At 52.3% G+C, this 18,615-nt stretch carries 17 protein-coding genes; 9 read left to right on the plus strand and 8 right to left on the minus strand.

What is annotated here, in order from left to right; translation table 11 throughout:
* Positions 1-168: 168 nt before the first annotated feature.
* Entirely contained in the window at positions 169-2,238 is a 2,070-nt protein-coding gene (gene helD / locus BZJ19_RS13315; protein ID WP_157891198.1) for a DNA helicase IV, read from the plus strand.
* A gap of 64 nt (positions 2,239-2,302) precedes the next feature.
* Here helD and BZJ19_RS13320 read toward each other — a convergent pair whose 3' ends face one another.
* Positions 2,303-2,758, minus strand: a complete 456-nt coding sequence (locus BZJ19_RS13320; RefSeq protein WP_077662925.1) for a methylglyoxal synthase — start codon at positions 2,756-2,758, stop codon at positions 2,303-2,305.
* Between the two features lie 317 nt (positions 2,759-3,075).
* Here BZJ19_RS13320 and BZJ19_RS13325 point away from each other — a divergent pair, with 317 nt between their 5' ends.
* Positions 3,076-3,561, plus strand: a complete 486-nt coding sequence (locus BZJ19_RS13325) for a 3'-5' exonuclease family protein (RefSeq protein ID WP_077675979.1) — start codon at positions 3,076-3,078, stop codon at positions 3,559-3,561.
* 29 nt (positions 3,562-3,590) lie between these two features.
* Positions 3,591-4,706 (plus strand): endonuclease/exonuclease/phosphatase family protein, encoded by a 1,116-nt coding sequence (locus tag BZJ19_RS13330; protein ID WP_077675980.1) that lies wholly within the window; start codon positions 3,591-3,593, stop codon positions 4,704-4,706.
* On the opposite strand, the gene BZJ19_RS13335 is transcribed toward BZJ19_RS13330, so the two are convergent.
* Both BZJ19_RS13335 and BZJ19_RS13340 read right to left on the minus strand, forming a co-directional pair.
* Entirely contained in the window at positions 4,703-5,575 is an 873-nt protein-coding gene (locus BZJ19_RS13335) for a ferric iron reductase (protein ID WP_077675981.1), read from the minus strand. The two genes, BZJ19_RS13330 and BZJ19_RS13335, sit on opposite strands and share 4 nt — an antisense overlap.
* Before the next feature lie 198 nt (positions 5,576-5,773).
* Positions 5,774-6,385 (minus strand): YitT family protein, encoded by a 612-nt coding sequence (locus BZJ19_RS13340; RefSeq protein WP_077675982.1) that lies wholly within the window; start codon positions 6,383-6,385, stop codon positions 5,774-5,776.
* Between the two features lie 229 nt (positions 6,386-6,614).
* Between BZJ19_RS13340 and BZJ19_RS13345 the strand changes: the two genes are divergently transcribed.
* From BZJ19_RS13345 to BZJ19_RS13365, 5 genes are all read left to right on the plus strand, one after another.
* Entirely contained in the window at positions 6,615-7,328 is a 714-nt protein-coding gene (locus BZJ19_RS13345) for a GntR family transcriptional regulator (RefSeq protein ID WP_077675983.1), read from the plus strand.
* 37 nt (positions 7,329-7,365) lie between these two features.
* Positions 7,366-8,235, plus strand: a complete 870-nt coding sequence (gene prpB / locus BZJ19_RS13350) for a methylisocitrate lyase (protein ID WP_077675984.1) — start codon at positions 7,366-7,368, stop codon at positions 8,233-8,235.
* A 116-nt stretch (positions 8,236-8,351) separates the two neighbouring features.
* On the plus strand, positions 8,352-9,503 hold the full coding sequence (gene prpC, locus BZJ19_RS13355) for a bifunctional 2-methylcitrate synthase/citrate synthase (protein WP_077675985.1): 1,152 nt from the start codon (positions 8,352-8,354) through the stop codon (positions 9,501-9,503).
* Between the two features lie 43 nt (positions 9,504-9,546).
* Positions 9,547-10,998 (plus strand): bifunctional 2-methylcitrate dehydratase/aconitate hydratase, encoded by a 1,452-nt coding sequence (locus tag BZJ19_RS13360; protein ID WP_077675986.1) that lies wholly within the window; start codon positions 9,547-9,549, stop codon positions 10,996-10,998.
* Positions 10,999-11,044: 46 nt separating this feature from the next.
* Positions 11,045-12,952, plus strand: coding sequence for a propionyl-CoA synthetase (locus tag BZJ19_RS13365; protein WP_268794313.1), 1,908 nt, complete (start codon positions 11,045-11,047; stop codon positions 12,950-12,952).
* Positions 12,953-13,017: 65 nt separating this feature from the next.
* Here BZJ19_RS13365 and BZJ19_RS13370 read toward each other — a convergent pair whose 3' ends face one another.
* The 3 genes from BZJ19_RS13370 to BZJ19_RS13380 form a co-directional block, all read right to left on the minus strand.
* Positions 13,018-13,977: a sensor domain-containing diguanylate cyclase gene (locus BZJ19_RS13370; protein WP_077675988.1), complete on the minus strand. Its 960-nt coding sequence runs from the start codon at positions 13,975-13,977 to the stop codon at positions 13,018-13,020.
* A gap of 112 nt (positions 13,978-14,089) precedes the next feature.
* Positions 14,090-15,277, minus strand: a complete 1,188-nt coding sequence (locus tag BZJ19_RS13375; protein WP_077675989.1) for a class I SAM-dependent methyltransferase — start codon at positions 15,275-15,277, stop codon at positions 14,090-14,092.
* 187 nt (positions 15,278-15,464) lie between these two features.
* Positions 15,465-16,841, minus strand: coding sequence for a methyl-accepting chemotaxis protein (locus tag BZJ19_RS13380; protein ID WP_077675990.1), 1,377 nt, complete (start codon positions 16,839-16,841; stop codon positions 15,465-15,467).
* Between the two features lie 80 nt (positions 16,842-16,921).
* On the opposite strand from BZJ19_RS13380, the gene yccX reads away from it, so the two are divergent.
* Positions 16,922-17,194: an acylphosphatase gene (gene yccX, locus BZJ19_RS13385; protein ID WP_069588352.1), complete on the plus strand. Its 273-nt coding sequence runs from the start codon at positions 16,922-16,924 to the stop codon at positions 17,192-17,194.
* A 29-nt stretch (positions 17,195-17,223) separates the two neighbouring features.
* On the opposite strand, the gene BZJ19_RS13390 is transcribed toward yccX, so the two are convergent.
* Both BZJ19_RS13390 and BZJ19_RS13395 read right to left on the minus strand, forming a co-directional pair.
* Entirely contained in the window at positions 17,224-17,553 is a 330-nt protein-coding gene (locus BZJ19_RS13390) for a TusE/DsrC/DsvC family sulfur relay protein (RefSeq protein WP_069588353.1), read from the minus strand.
* A gap of 192 nt (positions 17,554-17,745) precedes the next feature.
* Positions 17,746-18,414, minus strand: a complete 669-nt coding sequence (locus BZJ19_RS13395; RefSeq protein WP_069588355.1) for a Bax inhibitor-1/YccA family protein — start codon at positions 18,412-18,414, stop codon at positions 17,746-17,748.
* Positions 18,415-18,615 lie beyond the last annotated feature (201 nt).

Consider the following 18,615-nt stretch of genomic DNA (forward strand, 5'->3'; position numbering starts at 1 on the left):
AGCGCGCTTTTTAGAAATAGCTTGCGACAAGTCAAATCCATGGCGTGCTATAGGTAATGCGGCGGAAAGCCACATTGCTAGTGAATTGAWTTATCGAGAGTTGCGCAGTAGCATGCCTGTCATCTTATCAAGGCTGGAAAGCGCGTTTTTACGCACTGACTCATGAGCATGAAACTCTCCGCAAACCGCTGGGCACAATGGCTTGTCTATGGCGACCATTACAGCTTGCAGCTCGAAGATGACGGCTTACTGCTCGAATCTCGTCACCATCGGCAATATATTCCTTTTTCGGCATGGGATGGGCAGCTCACGGTGTCGCGCGGGTTGCTGTGGGGAACGATTTCGCTCACCGGTTATACCGACGAGGGCGATCCGTTGCCTTTTGAGGTTTTTGGCTTGCCTTGGCACCGTGCCCAGCAGGCAGGGCAAACCATCTATCGCAGTTATCAAGCCTATATTGCCCGTTATCAAAAACGGCTAGCGATGATCCGGCCCAGTTTGCTGGCAGAGTATGATGAATTGGTTAATGCACCCGCTTATGTTCGCTTATCGCAACTACGCGAGGCGCAACAAGTTTTAGTCGACAAGCTAGAAGGCGAGGGGATCCCAGCCTCATTCTTGGCTAACTTAGATGAAGTGATGGCGACGACACTGGCTCCCGTTTTGCAGGGAGATAAACAGTGGCTCAAGGCGCGCAATCAGCAATGGCAAGCGGTGATGCTCAATCAGTGGCAAACTTGGTTTGATCGCATCGAATCATCGCCATWGAATGACGGGCAGCGAGCCGCCGTGCTTACCGATGAATCTCATACCTTAGTGGTGGCGGGGCCCGGTAGCGGCAAAACCAGCGTATTGGTGGCACGCGCCGCCTACTTGATTGAAAGTGGTCAAGCCAAACCAGAGCAACTATTGCTGCTGGCCTTTGGTCGTGATGCCGCTGAAGAACTGAAAATGCGGATAAAGACCAAAACCGGTCATGAGGTGAATGTCACTACNGGCTTTGCCCGCCAGCAACTTGCCGATCACCAAGGGCAGGCGCCGATGATTTCTCCACTCGCCAGTGATGATACCGCCAAAGCGGCGTGGCTGACTCAAACACTTGCCGAACAGTGGCAACAGCCCTCTCCCCGTAAAGCATGGGATAAACTGCATCAGCAACAAACACTGCCACTTGATAAGAACGCTGAACTGACTGCGTGTGCCCATGACAGCCGGTTGCACACTTGGGTTTGGTCGCGCCTTTCACGGGTGATCCAAGCCAATACCACCAAGCGTGCGTTGACCGATAAGCTGGCAAGCTTTGAGGAGCAAGCCGCCCTAAAAAATGAACTTGCCGTGATTTGGCCGTTGTACCAAGCCTACAAACAGGTGCTAAAAGCGGACAACGCCGTTGACTTTGACGGCTTGATTACCCAAGCCACCAAGCTGTTTCAGCAGCGAAAATTCACCACGCCCATCCAGTTTGTCATGGTCGATGAATACCAAGACATTTCGCCGGCACGGTTGGCAATGTTAGAGGCACTGTGTCATGGCAAGACAGACACTAAAACCCAATCACCGCGCGCCTCGTTATATGCGGTGGGGGATGATTGGCAAGCTATTTATCGCTTTGCCGGTGCCGATGTTAGCTTAACCACAGAGTTTGCACAGCGTTTCGGTGACAGTGAAATTTGCTGGCTGACCACCTGTTATCGCTATCCGTCTACGCTAGGGGGTGTGGCACAGCAGTTCATTGAGAAAAACCCCAAGCAGCTCAGTAAACAGTTGGATTACGCGCGAGACAAGGCATCGGCGAAAACGCCCAAATCGATCAAGGTGATCACGGACGATACGTTGGAAAAAACGCTGGCAAGTTTGGCTAAAAAACACGTCAAAGCAGAGCACGCGGTGAGTGTGATGCTGCTAGGTCGCACCCACGCCCTTCGTCCTGACGCGCTAGAAAGCTGGCAAAAAGCTTATCCATCATTGACGCTTCGCTATACCACTGCACACGCCAGTAAGGGGCAAGAAGCGCACTATGTGTTCATCCTCGGCATGGATGAAGGCGTATTTCCCGCCAAACCACGCTCGCTTTCACTCGATGAGGCGTTACTGGGAAAAAATGAAGAGCCGATTGAGCACGCGGAAGAACGGCGATTGTTTTATGTCGCCTTGACGCGTGCCCAAAAACAAGTGTGGCTAGTACACCAAAAAGGCCGTGCCTCATCGTTTGTGGCGGAACTGAAAGGGTATCAGTGAGACAGTCCCCACACTGTTACCCATAGACGACATTAGTCATCGACGGACAGTGCGGGGTAAAAGATTATAAGCGCTCGTCTAAATAAGCTTGATAATCAGGGATTTGAATATCCACTTCTTGACCAAATAACGGTGAGGTAATCAAAAAGCTTGCGGTGGCGCGGTTGGTGGCAACGGGAATATTCCATACGGTGCTGACACGCAGTAGCGCTTTAACATCCGGGTCATGCGGCACGGCATTGAGCGGATCCCAAAAGAAAATCATCGCATCGATTTTTTGTTCAGAAATCATGGCGCCCAGTTGTTGATCACCCCCCATCGGGCCACTGATCAATGGGGTGATCGTTAATCCGGTTTCGCGCGCAAGAATATGCCCGGTGGTGCCGGTCGCATAAAGCTCATGCTGACTCAGCACATCTTGGTGTTTTTTAACCCACTCACTCAAGGCGTCTTTGTAGTGATCGTGCGCCACTAATGCAACGTGTTTACGCGCGGACATGGTGCGAGACGTTTGTTTCATGCTGCTTCCTATTTAAAACATGGCGGTTTAACGTCAAACTGCGTTTAGCAGGGTGTTATCGAAGCCTAATTCAATCCGGTAGTGAAATATAGCGTACCGCTGACAAAACCTTGGCACAGCACTGTTTATAGTGTCACATAATAAGAAAAAACTGACGCATTCAATGAAAAACGTCAGGATTTTCAGTCACAAGTTAACCAAGCACGCAAAAGTAGCGCGACAACCCACCGAAGTAGCAACAAAAAGGCTACAGTTAACTAACAAGGCAAAGGAAGTGCCTAGTCATGCAGGAGAGTTTATGAGCAAGGAGTACGCGTATGTGGGTGACACTGGATTTTGAAGCATCCGGTTTGTCGTTATCATCTTATCCCATCGAAGTGGGATACGTGTTGCCAAGTGGCGACAGCAACAGTTTTTTGATTGACCCTTCCACCGCCAGTGGCCATTGGCACCATTGGGACAAAGAAGCCGAAACCCGAATACATGGGATCTCGCGTGAACGCCTTTTTAGCGAAGGCATCAGTGTGCTCGATGTATGCCAGCATCTCAACCAGACCCTCGCGCCTTTTGATCATGTTTTGTGCGACAGTCAATGGGATCTGTTTTGGATGGGGCGGCTTTACAAAGCCTGCTACATGCGTCCTTCATTCACCCTAATGGAGGTGAATCAATGGCTAAAAAAGCACAGTGATCTCGATCGGCGTGACTTTAGCCGCGAAATGGAGGCATTGGGGCCGGCACCGCATCGTGCTGAAGAAGATGCGCGACAAATTCGTCGTGCCCTCGATAGCTTGTTAAAATAACCCATCATGTAGCGCATTGTTGGGATGTTATGACAGCACCTTCAACCCTTAGGTTGGCACAATTCAACCTGTCTCTAGCGGGACGTCAGGCCGGCGAGATCAAAGCAAAGATGTTAGCGCCCACCCCTAGCCGGCAAATCAAAAACCTCGCGGCAACCATACAACGAGTGCGCCCCGATGTGGTGGTGCTTTGCGAGTTTGATCATCCGGGCAACGGTGGCGACGATGGTGCGCTCGCCGCATTTTGTGAGCGGCATCTGGCTGAATCGCAACACGGTGAAATGCCGATTGACTATCCGTATCGCTACTTGCCCGCCACCAACACAGGGTTAAAGCTCACGGTGCCGGTCAGTGAGCATCAACGTTTAACGAATGCCCAGCAGTGTCATGGCTTTGGCGACTATCATGGTCAATTTGGCTATGTGATTTTATCGCGTTATCCCATCGAAAACGATGCGATTCGCACTTGGCAGCACTTTGCGTGGCATCAATTACCTCACCATCAACTCCCAGCTGACTATTACACCGAACAAGCACAACAGGCGCTACGTCTCGCCTCGAAAAACTTGGTGTCAGTGCCGATTCTGGTTGGTGATGAACGAATACAAGTGGTGGCCTGTCATCCCACACCACCGGTGTTTGATGGACCGGAAAAGCGTAATTGGCGGCGCAACAGTGATGAAATTCACCAACTAATTGGCCTTTTGGATAACGCCGACTGGCTGGTGGACGACAAGGGCACTCACGGCGGTCTTTCCCCCGAGACGCCGTTTGTGGTGATTGGCGATTTAAATGCAGATCCGAGCTACGGCGATGGGGATAAGCAAGCCATTGGCGCTTTGCTCAATCATCCGCGTGTGCACCCCGAGGTCGCTGTCGGCGCACAGGTGCCAAAAAGTGAGGCGGCCCAGTCTCACGCCTTTCGCTTTATCAATGGTAAAGGGAGGGCAATCGCCACCCACAACGGCGGGCTACGTCTCGATTACGTCCTACCTTCGCGAGAGCTCGCGGTATTAGCCACCGGCGTATTTTGGCCTGCGCCTGATGATGCCGACTACCCACTGATTTGTGATAAAAACGGCCAAGAGCATGCGCGTGCTCACTCCGATCATCGTCTTGTTTGGGTCGATGTGGCGCTGAGTTAGCGAGGCTGTGTGTCCAGCCCCACGCCTTCACGCTGACACGCAACTTCTGCGAGGCGCTTAGCTTGTTCGTCAGGCTTTAAAAAACAGCAGGTTGAACAATAACTGTGTTCATCCACGGTAAAGATCCGGCAGCAGCCGCCGCGCAATCGGAAGCTGTGGGTTTGTAATACGGTTTGCGTGTCGTTCGGGTCGTAGACGGTCACATCGTGAAAACCACTGCGCTTGCTATAAAGCGGGGTGCCACGTTGATGGACGATCGACAGCGCGGCTTCACGTGCGGCCTGCTCGCAATCACGATGTTTACCCACCATCAAAAAGGCAATACAGATTGAATCGGCAACCACTTTCCAAAGTGGTCCCTCACGCATACCGCTTTGTTCCGCGACCGCATCGACGATAGGTGAAAAGTGGCGTAATAACGCGCCGTGCAAAATAGTTAGCCACTCTTCTGCCGCCGGTTGTTTCCAGCCAATCAAGGCATTGAGATAAAAATGTGGCTTGTGATACACCAGCTCCTTGCCATTCGGTTTAGTGACGCGGGTAGGTTGGTATTTAACGTGCCAGTTATCTAAGTCTAGCGAGGGGAGCTGTCCAGCCTGAAACCAGCTAGCCAGCACCGGAAGCAAAAACTCATAGGCATAGGCACCGATAAAAAGCGTGCCTTGAGCGCGGCTATCGGCATCGCCATAGGTCGAGTTTACCGCGGCAAAACATTGTGCGAGACCTTGTGGTGTGGTGAGTTGTTCCCGAAGCGACACGCCTTGCACATCATCAGGGATCACTGACAAGCCTAAAGCAGTGGGAAAAGGGGACAGTGCAACCGCGGCAGGCAGTTGTGGTACTTCAAAGCTAGGATCGGCCGCGTTCATCAACACTCCTTATGATTGGCGCCTAAAAGGCGAAATTTAGCATGTGCAGCAATCAATTGTAAGAGTGATTCGTATTTAGATGTCGAGGCGCTACCGTAACGATTGGGGACAAGGTGTCGCAGAGGAAGTGATTGAAAAAAGAGGCGGAAGGCCGCCTCTATCTATATTTATCTGTGTTTTCCGTGTCATTCACGCCCGCTATGCGGCTTGGGGCGGCTGAACTTGGTAGCGTCCGGGTTTATGGTTCATGGCAAGGACAAGATTGGTCGTGATTGCGGCAGCGACCGATAAGCCAATTAGCCAAGGCTCGACCACTAGCAGCGACAGCACCACAATTGAGCAATCCAGCGCCATTTGCACTTTTCCCGCGCGGATGCCAAACCGCTGCTGCAAAAACAGCGCTAAGGTGTTAAATCCTCCCAAACTGCATTGATGGCGAAACATCACTAGCATGCCCATGCCGATTAACCCGCCGCCAAATAGCGCGGCATAGACAGGATGAATGGTGTTGATGGTGAGCACTGCGGTTAAATGATCGGCGCAAAATGAGACGATGCTGACCGCAACCAAGGTACTTAAGGTAAAGCGTTTCCCCATTTGGGTGTAGGCGAGCCAATAAAAAGGCAGGTTGATCACGAAGAAAAGCTCACCAAAACTGAAGTCAGTGACCCGCTGTAAAAACAGCGCCAATCCAGCGGTACCGCCGGTCAGTAATCCTACTTGATTAAAAAAGAAGATGCCGAGTGACACCAAACTACTGCCGATAAGCAGTGCTAATACGTTTTCACGCTTGGAATGATTTCTATCCATATTTGCGTTCTATCCCTATTAAAACGACCGCACTACCATACGCCGCTCTCGCAATAGGTCGAGTCAAACGCCCGTTTGATAACAAGTGAATAACAATCCAATGCGTACATTATCATTTACGTTGTGGTTTTGATCACGATAAAAAGGCGCCGCTACAGACCAAAGTCTAATCTACATTGTCTACAATATTGTTCTATTCTGGCTATATTGAAGTTTTTAGGCGGTATTTATGTCTTTATTGTCGACAAGTGACCAATTTCTCGCGCAGCACGCTCAATCGTCGCCAGCTAAGCCACGAGATCCCACCAAGTCAGCCAGCCTGACCGAGCAGCTTATCGAAGCGATTGTCACCGGCACCTATCCAGCGGGCACCAAGGTATCGGAAGCGGGGTTGGCTACCGCATTTGGCGTCAGTCGAGGGCCACTGCGCGAGGCCATGATGCGGGTCGAAGCCCTGGGATTGGTAGAGCGTGTGCCACATGTGGGGGCAAGGGTGGTGACTCTCACCCATCGTCAACTGGCTGAGATTTATGCGGTGCGAGAAGCGTTAGAAGGTATGGCCGCAAGACTGGCTTGCGCGCACATCACCGATGCGGAAATTGAGCAGTTAAGTGCAGTGCTCGACACTCACCATGCCTATATCGAACGGGTGGAAGGGGCGGCCTACTTTCACCAACAAGGCGATTTTGATTTTCATTATTGCATCATCAAAGCCAGCCATAACCAGAAACTGATCAACCTGTTGTGTGGCGAGTTGTACCACTTGCTGCGAATGTATCGCTTTCAATCGCCGCGGGCACACTCTCGTCCAAAGCAAGCGTTGCAAGAGCACATACAAATTTTAGCGGCAATTCGAGAGCGCGATGCCGAGTTGGCCGAAATGCTGATGCGTCGGCATATTCAGCGCAGTCGCCAACTGATTGAACAGCAAATTGCCGATTAACTAATCCGCTAAGCCATGAGTTCACAAGGAGAATACTATGAGTGCAGGTGCACGTTTTCGCCAAGCGGTGCGCAACAATATTCCGCTGCAAGTCGTCGGCACAATTAACCCCTATTGCGCCATGATGGCAGAGCAGGTGGGGCATCAAGCCATTTATCTATCCGGAGGTGGGATTGCTAACGCCTCTTACGGCTTACCGGATTTGGGGATCACGACTCTCAACGACGTGTTGGAAGATGTCCGCCGGATCACCGCAGCAACCGACGTGCCCTTACTAGTGGATATTGATACCGGCTTTGGCGGCGCGCTCAATATTGCTCGCACCATTCGCGAAATGGAGCGGGCCGGTGCAGGCGCGATACATATGGAAGATCAAGTGGCGCAAAAGCGCTGCGGTCATCGTCCCAATAAAGAAATTGTCAGCCAAGCTGAAATGGTCGACCGCATTAAAGCCGCGGTGGACGCGCGGACCGATCCTGAGTTTGTGATTATGGCGCGCACCGACGCCTTGGCGGTGGAAGGCATGGACAGTGCCGTCGCCCGCGCCAGAGCGTACGTAGAAGCAGGGGCGGACATGATTTTCCCCGAAGCCATGCAAACACTCGAGCAGTACCAAGCCTTTGTCGAGCAAGTCAAGGTGCCGGTGCTGGCGAATATCACCGAGTTTGGTCAAACCCCACTGTTTACCAGCCAAGAGTTGGCGGGCGTCGGGGTCAGCATGGTGCTGTATCCGCTCTCTGCGTTTCGTGCCATGAACCAAGCCGCTCTCAATGTGTATCAACACTTGCTGGATGATGGCCACCAGAAAAACGTGGTCGACACCATGCAAACCCGTGATGCCCTCTATGACTTCTTGGGGTATCACGCCTACGAACAACAATTGGATCGCTTATTTGGAAAAGAGTGATCACGAACGCACACCCTCGGTGTGAAAACGTCGGTTACGCCACACTGGAATTATCGCCACGTTCACGGATTCATGCAGCGGTTGAATCTGATGGCATCAAAGGAAAGGAGCCAATCATGACAAATGTCGCCGTCGCACCCAAAGACAAAATACTCTCTGGCGCAGGCCTTCGTGGCCAAAGTGCCGGTACCACCGCCTTGTGTACGGTGGGACAAACCGGTACTGGATTAACCTATCGCGGTTACGACATTACCGATTTAGCCAATCACGCCCAATTTGAGGAAGTGGCTTACCTGCTACTCAAAGGCCAACTCCCCAATCGCCAAGCGCTGGCTGACTACACAGAAACCTTGGTCGGCAAGCGGGGGTTACCTGACGCCTTAAAGGCCGTGCTGGAGCGAATTCCTGCCAATGCGCACCCCATGGATGTGATGCGTACTGGTTGCTCGATGCTGGGTAACTTGGATCAAGAAACCGACTTTAGTGAGCAAGCGAATAAAACCGATACTCTGTTGGCGATGTTGCCGGCCATTATCTGCTATTGGTATCGCTATTCGCATGATGGTGTACGAGTCGATACCTATCAGCCGGAGGTGAAAAGCATTGGCGGTTACTTCCTCAAAATGCTCACTGATGAAACGCCGTCGCCACTACATGAATCCGTGATGCATTGCTCGCTGGTGCTGTATGCCGAGCATGAGTTCAATGCTTCGACCTTTACCGCCCGTGTGTGCGCGTCCACTTTGTCTGATTTGCACTCTTGCATTACCGCGGCCATCGGCAGCTTGCGCGGCCCATTGCATGGTGGTGCCAATGAAGCGGCGATGGCGATGCTCGAGCAGTGGCGCACGCCTGACGACGCTGAAGCAGGGCTAATGCAAATGCTCGCCAACAAAGACAAGGTGATGGGCTTTGGCCATGCAATTTACCGTGAATCAGACCCCCGCAATGCGCTTATTAAGCATTGGTCGAAACAGCTTGCCGAAAACGCACCGGACGCTTGGCTTTATGACGTGTCTGAGCGGGTTGAGCAAGTGATGAAGCGCGAAAAAGGCTTGTTCCCCAATGCCGATTTTTATCACGCCTCGGCCTACCACTTTATGGGGATCCCGACCAAATTATTTACCCCGATTTTTGTTATGAGCCGAGTAACGGGCTGGGCGGCGCATGTGTTTGAGCAGCGCGCTAATAACCGCATTATTCGCCCCAGTGCCGATTACGACGGTCCTGAACACCAAGATTGGCTACCCATCGATCAGCGCCCCTAATCAGCGCGCATTCACCCGATTGAAACCACAGAAGGAATTGATCATGAGCAACAACGTAGAATTGAACCAGCGCCCCGACCCCGATGCCTTATTGGTGCAAATTGCTGATTATGTCGATAGCACGCCGATTGCCTCGGCAGAAGCCTACAACACCGCGCGTAACTGTTTGATGGATACCCTTGGCTGCGGCTTGCTGGCGCTACGTTTCCCTGAATGTACCAAACACCTAGGTCCACTGGTGCCGGGCACCACAGTACGCCATGGCGCGCGTGTGCCGGGCACCTCCCACGAGCTTGATCCGGTCACTGCCGCGTTTAACATCGGCTGTATTATTCGCTGGCTCGACTTTAACGATACTTGGCTCGCCGCCGAGTGGGGCCATCCGTCCGATAACCTAGGTGGAATTTTGGCCACCGCCGATTACTTAAGCCGCGTGGCCGTGGCCGAAGGCAAACCGCCGCTTACCATGCGCGATGTATTGACCGCGATGATCAAAGCCCATGAGATCCAAGGCGTTCTCGCCCTTGAGAATAGCTTTAACCGCGTCGGGCTCGATCACGTTTTATTGGTGCGCGTGGCATCAACGGCTGTGGTTACCAAAATGTTGGGCGGTAATCGCGATCAGATCATTGATGCCGTCTCACAAGCTTGGGTAGATGGTTGTGCGCTGCGCACCTACCGCCATGCGCCGAACGCCGGTTCACGCAAATCGTGGGCAGCGGGCGATGCCACCTCTCGCGCGGTGCGGTTGGCGATGATCACCATGAAAGGCGAGATGGGCTTGCCGTCGGTGCTCAGCGCACCTAAGTGGGGCTATTACGATGTGCTGTTTAACAGCAACGCTTTTAGTGTCAAACAAGACTTTGCCAGCTACGTAATGGAAAACGTGCTGTTTAAGATTTCTTTCCCTGCTGAGTTTCATGCCCAAACCGCGGTGGAAGCGGCGGTGACTTTACATTCACAGGTGAGAGACCGTGTTGACGAGATTGAACGTATTGAAATCACCACTCATGAATCGGCCATCCGCATCATTTCCAAAGAAGGGGAATTGGCTAACCCGGCTGACCGTGACCACTGCCTGCAATACATGGTGGCAGTACCTTTACTATACGGCAATCTAGTGGCCGAGCACTACGAAGACGCCTTCCATCAGGCCGACCCGCGTATTGATGCGCTACGGCAAAAAATGGTGATCAAAGAAGACTCGCGTTATAGCGCGGAATACCTTGAAGCTGACAAGCGCTCGATTGCCAATGCGATCCAAATTTTCTTTACCGATGGCAGCAGTACTGAACAAGTCGCGGTGGAATACCCAATTGGTCATCGCCGCCGTCGTGAAGAAGGGATCCCTGTGCTGGAGCAAAAATTCCGCACCAACTTGGCGACTCGTTTCCCGCGAGCACAGAGTGAAAAAATCGTTGCCTTGTGTAGCGATCAGGCCGCGCTGGAGAAAACCCCGGTGCATGAGTTTATGTCGTTGTTTGTGATTAACTAAGCACGCGGAATGAATCCATTGCCTGCAAACGTATCGCCTGCCAAGGGTGGGCGATAAGGAGCCGCTTATGCAAGAAGCAAGTTACCAACACCATGCGGATTGGGCCAGTCGTGACCCCGAGGGATTTTGGCAGGCACAGGCCAAGCAGCTCGATTGGTTTACCTTTCCACAAACCATTCTTAGCAAAGACGATAATGGCATTGAGCGCTGGTTTGCCGATGGCAGCATGAACACCGCCTATATGGCACTCGATGCCCATGTCGAGCAAGGTCGGGGCGAACAAACTGCACTTATTTATGACTCACCGGTTACCAACAAAAAAACCACCTATACCTATGCGGCCTTGCGTGACTACGTTGCGAAAGTTGCGGGCATGCTGGCAGGGTTAGGGGTTGAAAAGGGGGATCGCGTGGTGATTTATATGCCCATGATCCCAGAAGCGACCGTGGCGATGCTCGCTTGTGCACGGCTTGGGGCAATCCACTCGGTGGTGTTTGGTGGTTTTGCCCCGAACGAGCTGGCCGTAAGGATTGAAGATGCGGAGCCTAAGGTGGTGCTAACCGCCTCATGCGGCATTGAGGGCGCGAAAACCTTGGCCTATAAGCCGATGGTTGATCAGGCCATCATGGACAGTCGCTACAAACCCGACCATGTGGTGGTCTATCAACGTGCGATGTGTCGTTCTAATTTAGACAATCCGCGTGATGCTGATTGGGCGGCGCTATTGGCTGAAGCTACTCCTGCGGCGCCGGTGCCCGTCAATGCCACCGATCCTTTATATATCCTCTATACATCCGGCACCACGGGCAAACCCAAAGGCGTAGTGCGCGACAATGGCGGCCACGCGGTGGCGATGAAGTACAGCATGAGCGCGATTTACAACGTCAAACCCGGTGAAGTGTTTTGGGCCGCATCGGATGTCGGCTGGGTCGTGGGGCACTCGTATATTGTGTATGCCCCTTTGCTACACGGCTGCACTACGGTGATGTTTGAAGGCAAACCCGTCGGTACACCGGATGCGGGTGCGTTTTGGCGCGTGTGTGATGAGTATAACGTCAGCATCTTATTTTCGGCACCTACCGCCTTTCGAGCGATTAAAAAGCAAGACCCAAACGGTGAGCACCTTGCGCGCTATCCGATGGCATCTTTACGCACGGTGTTTATGGCCGGCGAGCGGCTTGACCCGCCCACATTGGAATGGGTAGAAGAAAAGACCCAGCGACCCGTGGTTGATCACTGGTGGCAAACCGAAACCGGCTGGGCGATTGCAGGCAATCCATTAGGGTTAACCTGCTTTGCGACCAAGCCCGGCTCGGCAACCATGCCAAGTCCTGGCTATCAGGTGTGTATCCTCGATGAAATGGGCGAGATTGCCGCACCAAACCAGCAAGGATACATTGCCGTGAAGCGTCCTCTGCCGCCTAGCTGCCTGCCCACGGTGTGGCGCAACCACGATCGTTTTGAAGCCGGCTATCTCAGCCAGTTCCCCGGTTACTATGTCTCCGGTGATGGTGGCTACATGGACGAAGATGGTTATGTGTTTGTGATGGGACGGATTGACGATGTGATTAACGTCGCGGGTCACCGTTTATCGACTGGCGAAATGGAAGAAGTACTGGGAAGCCATGACGCGGTCGCCGAATGTGCGGTGGTGGGCATGCACGATGAGCTCAAAGGCCAATTGCCGCTCGGCTTAGTGGTGTTGAAAGATGGCTTTGTCTCTGTGGGTGGCGAGATAGAACGGGAATTGGTGCAGCGTGTGAGGGATCAAATTGGCGCGATAGCTTGCTTTAAACACGCGGTTATCGTGGAGAAGTTGCCTAAAACACGCTCAGGTAAAATCTTGCGTCGTATTATTCGTCAGATGGCGGATGGCGAATCTTACCAAGTCCCCTCGACGATTGACGATCCGAGCAGTTTGGAGACCATTGCAGCGGCGCTGTCTTCTTCCTAAGAGGGATAGGCTGGTATTCGCACGGGCATTAACCGAAAGCGGGGTATGACACCCCGCTTTTTGGCTTACACCTTGGCATTTTTTTGCTGGTACATCTTGGTGTCTGCTTCATCCAGTAGATCATCCAAGCTGCGCGGCGTCGACATGGAACTGGTCGCCACGCCATAACTGAATGAGATAGGGTAGGTGTGGCGATTGATTTGATTAAACCGCTCCACAACACCGGCAAAACGCTCGAGTGCTTGCTCGGCGGCTTCACGCCCAGCGCCAGAGAGAAATACCACAAACTCATCGCCACCAAACCGCGCAAACACATCGGACTCGCGCATGTTGGCGCGCAGCAGATTAGCCATATGGCGAAGGGCGATATCCCCTTCGGAATGACCATAAGTATCATTGATGATTTTAAAATCGTTTAAATCGATGAATGCCAGTGAATACGGCGAATTCATGCGCTGACAGTGCTGTACGGCGCGACTGGCTAGCTGCATAAAGCCGCGTCGATTAGATATTCCCGTGAGATCATCGGTATATGCGGTTTGCGCTGAGGAGAGCTCACTCTCGGCGAGTAGGGCCAAATCCTTCAAAAAGCGCAAGTCCTCATCGCTAAAACGGCGCGGCTTATCATCAATCACACACAGGGTGCCCATGTTACTCCCGTCGCCAAGCGAGAGCGGGTATCCAGCATAAAAGCGAATATGTGGCTCGCCCGCAACGAGGGGATTATCGGCGAAGCGTGGATCGAGGCTGGCGTCTTTCACCACAAAGGGTTGATCGCCCAGAATAGCATGACCACAAAAAGAGATATCGCGTGGCGTTTGGCGCACGTTAAGGCCAAAGCAGGATTTAAACCACTGGCGATCATCGTCAATGAGGCTGACGAGGGCGATAGGGACATCGAAAAGGCGTTTGGCTAAGCGAGTGATGCGATCAAAGCGCTCTTCGTCTTCGGTATCAAGCACGCCAGTGTCTTGTAATTTTTTGAGGCGTTGAGCTTCGTCGTTGGGCTTAATGGGGCTTAGCATCTGAACACTCCTGTCGAGTCGCTACTTACTTAAACGTAGATTCATCAGACAGATATGTCCAGAAGTGCGGACGCGCTTTGCGCCCGTCCGCACACCAGTTAAAGACCGTGTGTTATTGCACCAAACACGCAAAGCCTTTGAGGTAAAAACCTTCTGGATATGCACTGTGAGTGGGGTGGTCCGCCGCTTGTGCAAAGCGCTCAATAAACTGCACGTTTTTACCGGCATCTAATGCCGCGTCTGCCAGTATCTTTTGGAATAGACCCGCATCCATTAAACCTGAGCAAGAGTAGCTGAGCAGCACACCGCCCGGATTAAGAAGCTGCATAGCGAGCATATTGATATCTTTATAGCCGCGACATGCGCCGGTCAGTTGAGATTTCGACTCTGCAAATTTAGGCGGATCCATCACAATCACATCAAAGCGTTCGCCTTGTTCGCGATAAGTGCGCAGCAGCTTGAACACATCGGCATTCACAAACTCAGCACGGGTGAGATCAAAGCCGTTTCGCGCCGCATTGGCTTTCGCTTTGTCGAGCGCGGGCTGTGACACATCCACATTAGTGACCTGCTTAGCATTGCCTTTTTGCGCATACAAACCAAAACCGCCAGTGTAGCAAAAGCAGTTTAAGACCCGTTTGCCATCCATGTATTTCACCGCTTGTTCTCGGCTATCCCGTTGGTCGAGATAAAAACCGGTTTTGTGGCCATTGGCAATATCGACTTCAATCGCTACGCCGTTTTCTTCGATGATGACGGACGCAGGTGGCTCCTCACCGTGTAAAACGCCGGTGCGCGGTTTAAGGCCTTCTTTTTTACGAATCGCAACGTCGGAACGCTCGTAGATATGGCACTCTGGAAACTCGGTGCGCAGGGCAGTGACGAGGTTATCACGCTGAGCATCCGCGCCGGCGCTAAGCAATTGGCACACCAAGTAGTTATCGTACTTGTCGACGGTGATGCCGGGGACGCCATCAGACTCAGCGGCCAATAGTCGATAACCGGTGAGTCCATCACGCTCAGCGAGCATGGTGCGTAGCGGTTTTGCCGCGCGGATACGGGCTAGGAAAAAGTCACTGTCGATGGTGGTTTTTTCAAAGCACCACATGCGAACTCGAATTTGGGATTGGGGTGAATAGGCGCCTAGCCCTAAAAACTCACCTTGATGATCACAAACAGTGACCGTGTCACCTAAAGCAGGTTTCCCTTCGATACGGGCAATGCCGCGCGAGAAAATCCAAGGGTGGAGGCGTTTGATGGACTTATCGCGGCCTTTGGCGAGATACACAGTGGCAGTCATGGACGTTCCTAACAATTTGGTGGTGCAAAACACGTCAAAATGCTGAGTAAGGCACCTGCATCATGACGTGACTTGCGGATAAAGCAAAAAAGGGCGGGTATTGTCGAGCAAGGCTGGTGTCATTGCAATAAAAACGCGCCCAGAGTCGGGCGCGTAATAGGAAGCATGCGGGCGTGAACCAAGGGGGTTAGGTACGAAGCCCTGCCACCAAGGTTTTCAATTGCTGCGCTTGCGTGCCAAGTTCACTGACTTCGGTAGCAGAATCTCGCAGCATTTGTGCGACTTGCGTGGACTGGCTGCGCACTTGTTCCACATCTTGTGAAATCGTGCTCGCCACGTTGCCTTGCTGCTCGGCGGCGGCTGCAATTTCGGTACTGCGATCAGAAATCGTGCTGCTACGAGCGGCGATTTGGCTGATCTCGGCATCAATCTCTTGCACTGCAGCTTCGCTGGCAGACGCATTTTCGACGGTGCCCTCCATAACGCGACGCAACTCAGTGGTATGCGTTTGCAGCGACTCAATCATGGTTTGAATATCGACCGTGGACTCTTGAGTGCGGCTTGCCAAGGTGCGCACCTCATCGGCGACTACCGCAAAGCCACGCCCTTGCTCGCCCGCACGGGCAGCCTCGATCGCCGCATTCAGGGCTAATAAGTTGGTCTGCTCGCTGATGGCGTTGATGGTGGTCACCACGCTGCCAATTTGCTCAGCATTTTGATTCAGTTCGGTCACCTTATCAGCGGCTTGAGCAATCTCACTGGCCAGCGCGTTAATCGCCGTCATGGTTTGCTGAACTTGTTGACGCCCTTGCTGAGCCGCCTCGGTAGCCTCTTGGGTCTGAGTAGACGTATCGGTGGCGTGGCTCGCCACTTCACGAATCGATCCCGCCATTTGCTCGGTGGCACTGGCGAGTGAATCAAGATACTGACGTTGGCTTTCACCCAGTGATTCACTTTCGTCGCTGCGCTGCTGCAGGCTCGATGACAAGCTATCCATCATCTCTGCGCTTTGCTGAATGGCTTTCACCATGTTTTGCTCACGCTCAAGCACTTTGTCGATGGTAATCGCGATCTGGCTGAACTCATCCCTTACTGGGAAGAAGTTCATTCGGTAGCTGAGTTCCCCATCTGCTAGCTTTAAGAGAGCTTGGTTCATGGTGTACATCGCGCCGCCGATAAAGGTCATGATGTAATAGGTCAACAGCGCAATCACCACCACCATGCCAAGCAGCAAGCTCCAATCGAGTGTGCCAAGGTAGGTAAACAAGGTGCCATCTGGCTGATAGTCAAGCTGTCCCGACGGCGTGAGTGTAAACCCGCTTTGCTGGTTTTGTAGTACCGTGCGTACTTCTTGCGCTGGCAAATCGTATTTCGCCACTAGGGCCTGAATGGCTTGGCCTTCCGCCTGCATGTTGGTTGCCACTCGCGTGTCCGACGCTGCATCGAGTGTCAGAGCTATCACTATCATTGCGAGGAGGGGAAGGAAAAAGATAAGGTAAAATTTTTCTTGGAGCCGAAGGTGGATGAGGTATTTATCAATCCATCGAAACGCTACTTCTTTCATGACGTAATCCTGTCAAACGACTGTCTCATGTAGCGTTATACAGATGTCATTATGCAATGGAAATACAGTGGAGGTGACCGATGTCTCAAAAATGCGTCAAGGCCTATGTCACAGGTCACGTTCAGGGCGTTGGCTTTCGTTATCACACCGCGCACGAGGCATTAAAACTGTCTTTGACTGGGTACGCGAAGAACTTGCCAGATGGACGTGTTGAGGTGTTGGCATGTGGCCGCGAAGAGTCGGTTGATGCCCTTATTGCATGGTTAGATCAAGGGCCGCCCACCGCGAGCGTGAATCAGGTTAAACACGAAGATACTGAATGGCGTTCCGTGGATGGGTTTGCCATTCAGTAGGTCATAGGACAGTCTTTAAAGCGGCTTAGTTACAAACATTTGGCGGGTTTGGGGAGGCCTGCCAATTTGGTCGCTTGTTTGGCCGGGCCTTTCGGAAAGAGCTTAAACAGGTATTTGCTGTTACCTTTTTCTGGGCCGTATTCTTTTTCCATCGATTTTACCAATAAACGCACCGCCGGTGAGGTGTTGTATTCTTGGTAAAAATGGCGGACAAAGTGGATCACTTCCCAGTGGGCCTCGGTCAGTGCAATGCCTTCTTGCTCAGCCAACAAGGGAACCAGCGCTTCGTGCCAATCGTCTACGTTTTTTAAATACCCTTGCGCATCCGTTGCAACGGTTTCACCTTCATACACCAACATAGTCTTGCCTTTGTTCGTCATCCCAGCGGATGTTCTCGCCGTTGATAAGGCTGCAAAGCATAGCGAGCGACTGGAATGAGTGCAACTGACGTTTATTGCGGACAGGTTTCTTCATCACGCTTGTGCGTGCTGCTATAAAAAAAGCCGGCAATAGCCGGCTTTGGTGGTGCATACACAATTTTTGTGTGGCACTTAGTCGTCGTTCATGATGCCAAGAATGCTCAGCAGGTGAACGAAGATGTTGAAGATATTCAAATACAGCGACACGGTGGCGCGGATGTAGTTAGTCTCGCCGCCGTTAATGATGTTGCTGGTGTCATACAGAATAAAGGCTGAGAAAATCAGTACCGCAATGGTGCTGATCGCCAAGCTCAGCGCTGGGATCTGTAGGAAGATGTTCGCAACCATCGCCACCAATAGGGCAATCACACCGGCAACCAAGAAACCACCCATGAAAGAGAAGTCTTTCTTCGATGTGATAGCATAAGCCGACAGGCCAAGGAATACCATACCTGTGGTAGCAAGCGCCTGCATCACAATCCCTGGGCCACTCGACAGGCTCAGGTAATAGGTCAGTGTTGGGCCTAACGAGGCGCCCAGAAGGCCGGTGAACACGAAGGTCCACACGATACCCGCGGAGGAGTTCATGGTGCGAGGTAGCACAAAGAACACGATCGCCAACGCACCTAGGGTCATACCTAGCGACATCATTGGGCCGATGCCGACAGCGATAGCGATAAAGGCCGCGATAGCACTGGTGATCAGTGTCATCGATAGCAGCGCATACGTGTTACGTAGCACTTTGTTAGTAGATAACGCACTCTGCTGTGACTGGCTGTGCGAAACGATACGATCGTTCATAACGTTCTCCCGGTTGGGTTAACAATCCATTTCTTAATACGACAGTTATGTGGGCAGTCGTTCACTTTTTCAAGCTACCCACGTCCTTAACCTAAACCATGACTGGCTTTTATAAAGCAAATAATACCTTATCCGTGCTCAACGCCGATGGTGAAGTTGTAAAAGGATGTTAACCCAGCCCTTTAAGCGTGAACAAGGTAA

The sequence above is a fragment of the Salinivibrio proteolyticus genome (genome assembly GCF_001996165.1).
In the GTDB taxonomy this organism is placed as follows: Bacteria; Pseudomonadota; Gammaproteobacteria; order Enterobacterales; family Vibrionaceae; genus Salinivibrio; species Salinivibrio proteolyticus.